This window comes from Saccharopolyspora elongata (assembly GCF_004348985.1).
GTDB lineage: Bacteria > Actinomycetota > Actinomycetes > Mycobacteriales > Pseudonocardiaceae > Saccharopolyspora > Saccharopolyspora elongata.
In genome coordinates this window covers 1-2335 of the sequence record NZ_SMKW01000198.1, presented here as the reverse complement: position 1 = coordinate 2335, position 2335 = coordinate 1, and the positions used below count along the sequence as shown (strand labels likewise).

Annotated in this window: 2 protein-coding genes; one reads left to right on the top strand and one right to left on the bottom strand. The window is 71.0% G+C overall.

The features are described from left to right. Positions 1-39: 39 nt before the first annotated feature. Positions 40-1383 (bottom strand): NAD(P)-binding domain-containing protein, encoded by a 1344-nt coding sequence (locus tag E1288_RS46240; RefSeq protein WP_132495677.1) that lies wholly within the window; start codon positions 1381-1383, stop codon positions 40-42. A 100-nt stretch (positions 1384-1483) separates the two neighbouring features. Between E1288_RS46240 and E1288_RS46235 the strand changes: the two genes are divergently transcribed. Then, on the top strand, positions 1484-2332 hold the full coding sequence (locus tag E1288_RS46235) for a helix-turn-helix domain-containing GNAT family N-acetyltransferase (protein ID WP_132495675.1): 849 nt from the start codon (positions 1484-1486) through the stop codon (positions 2330-2332). Positions 2333-2335: the final 3 nt, after the last annotated feature.

Below are 2335 nucleotides of genomic sequence, written 5' to 3'. Positions count from 1 at the left end.
CGGCGACGGTGGTGGTCGGTGTGGCGCCGTCGGCCGCCATCAGTGTTCGCGGGGCGCCGGGGCGCTCAGCTCGACGAGCTCCGGCTGCGGCGCACCGCAACAGCCGCCGGTGTTCTTCTCCGCTTCGGGTTCGTCGAAGAGTCCCGCGCCACCGCACACCCCGGTTTCCGGGAGCACGAGTTCGACGCGCCCGGCCGCTTCGGCGTCGCCGGCGATCGCGGCCGCCACGCTGCGGACCTGCTCGTACCCGGTCATCGCCAAGAAGGTGGGCGCGCGGCCGTAGCTCTTCATCCCGGCCAGGAACACCCCGGGCTCGGGATGGGCAAGTTCCTTCGCGCCGTGCGGGTAGACGGTGCCGCAGGAGTGCACGTTCGGGTCGATCAGCGGCGCGAGCTCCACCGGGGCCTGCAGCACCGGATCCAGGCCCAGCCGGATCTCCGACAGCCACGACAGATCCGGCCGGAACCCGGTCAGCACCACGATCTCGTCGACCGGTTCGGTCTTGTGCCCCTCGAACGAGGTCAGCACCACCCTGCCGTCCCCGTCCGATTCAACGGAGGCGGTGCGGAATCCGGTCACGGTGCGGACGTATCCCGCCTCGGCGGCTTTCTTCGCCCGCAGGCCCAACGCTCCGCGTGCGGGCAGCTGGTCGGCGTCGCCGCCACCGAAGACATTGCCGGACGTTCCCCGGCGCAGCACCCACACGATCTCAGTTCCCGGCGCCTCCTCGGCCACCGTCGCCAGCCCCACCAGCGCGGTCAGTGCCGAATGCCCGCTGCCGGCGATCGCGACCCGCTTGCCCGCATACCGGGTTCGCACCTGCGGATCAGAGAAGTCCGGCACCTGGTAGACGATGTGATCGCTGGCCGCGCGCTCACCCACCGCCGCAAGCCCATCGCCTCCCAGCGGGTTCGGCGACCCCCACGTCCCCGACGCGTCGATGACCGCCCGCGCGGTGATCCGCTCCTCACCGCCGTCGGTGGTGGCCACGTGCACGGTCAACGGCTCGCTCTCACGCCCGGCGTCGACCACGCGGTCACGACCGCGGCGGGCGACACCGACCACGCGCGCCCCGAAGCGCACCCGCTCACCCAGCGCGGCCGCCAGCGGCTCCAGATAGTTCTCGACCCAGTCCGCGCCCGTCGGATACGCCGCCGGGTCCGGGCGCTGCCACCCCTGGGCTTCCAGGAGCCGGGCGGCCGCCGGGTCGATCAGCTCCGACCACCGAGAGAACAACCGCACATGCCCCCACTCGCGGACCGAGGCCCCGACCTCGCCGGCCGCCTCCAGCACCAGCGGCTCCAACCCGCGCTCGGCGACCTGCGCCGCCGCGGCCAACCCGATCGGCCCGGCACCCACCACCACAACCGGCAACTCGTCCACAACCCTCTCCTTTCCATCGATGATGCTCGATGAAGCCGAGCCGAATGTATCGACGACTATCGCTTGACGCAACCATCGATCTGTGTCGATACTTGGGTTCATGACGACGACGGCCCCCCAGACGCCCGAGATGCAGCTGCTGCCGGCCGAGGCCGCGGCGACCTACGCCGAATGGTTCGCCAGCCTCGCCGAACCCATGCGCGTGCGGCTGCTGCACGCCGTGGCCGCCGCGGGCTCGACCACCGTGGGAGCCTTGACCGAGCTGCTGGGCATCAGCCAGTCCACCTGCTCCCACCACGTGCGCAAACTCGCCGACGTCGGCTTCGTGGTGCTGTCCAAGCAAGGCACCGCCACCCGGGTCTCGGTCAACACCGCCTGCTGCACCGGACTGCCACACGCCGCGGAGGCGGTGATGGGCATGCTCGCGCGGCCGTGCTGCCCGGACAACCTCCCCGACGACGTCACCGTCCGCCCCCTCCAGACCGGGGACTGGTCGGCAGTGCGCCGCATCTACAGCGAGGGCATCGCCACCGGCAACGCCACCTTCGAAACCGACGTGCCCGCCCGCAAAACCCTGGAAGCCAAGTGGATCCCGGCACACCGGTGGATCGCCGAGATCGACGGCGAGGTCGCCGGATGGGCCGCCATCACCCCGGTGTCCAACCGGGACTGCTACGCCGGAGTCGGCGAAACGTCGGTCTACGTCGGCGAAGGCTTCCGCGGTCGTGGCGTGGGCAAAGCACTGCTGCACAAGCAGGTCACCGCCGCCGACGTCGATGGGCTGTGGACGCTGCAGACCTCGATCTTCCCCGAAAACCGCCCCAGCCTCGCCCTGCACTACTCCGCCGGGTTCCGCACCGTCGGCATCCGCGAACGCATCGCCCAACACCACGGCGCCTGGCGCGACACCGTCTTCCTGGAACGCCGCCGCGCCTGCGACGACAACTAACCC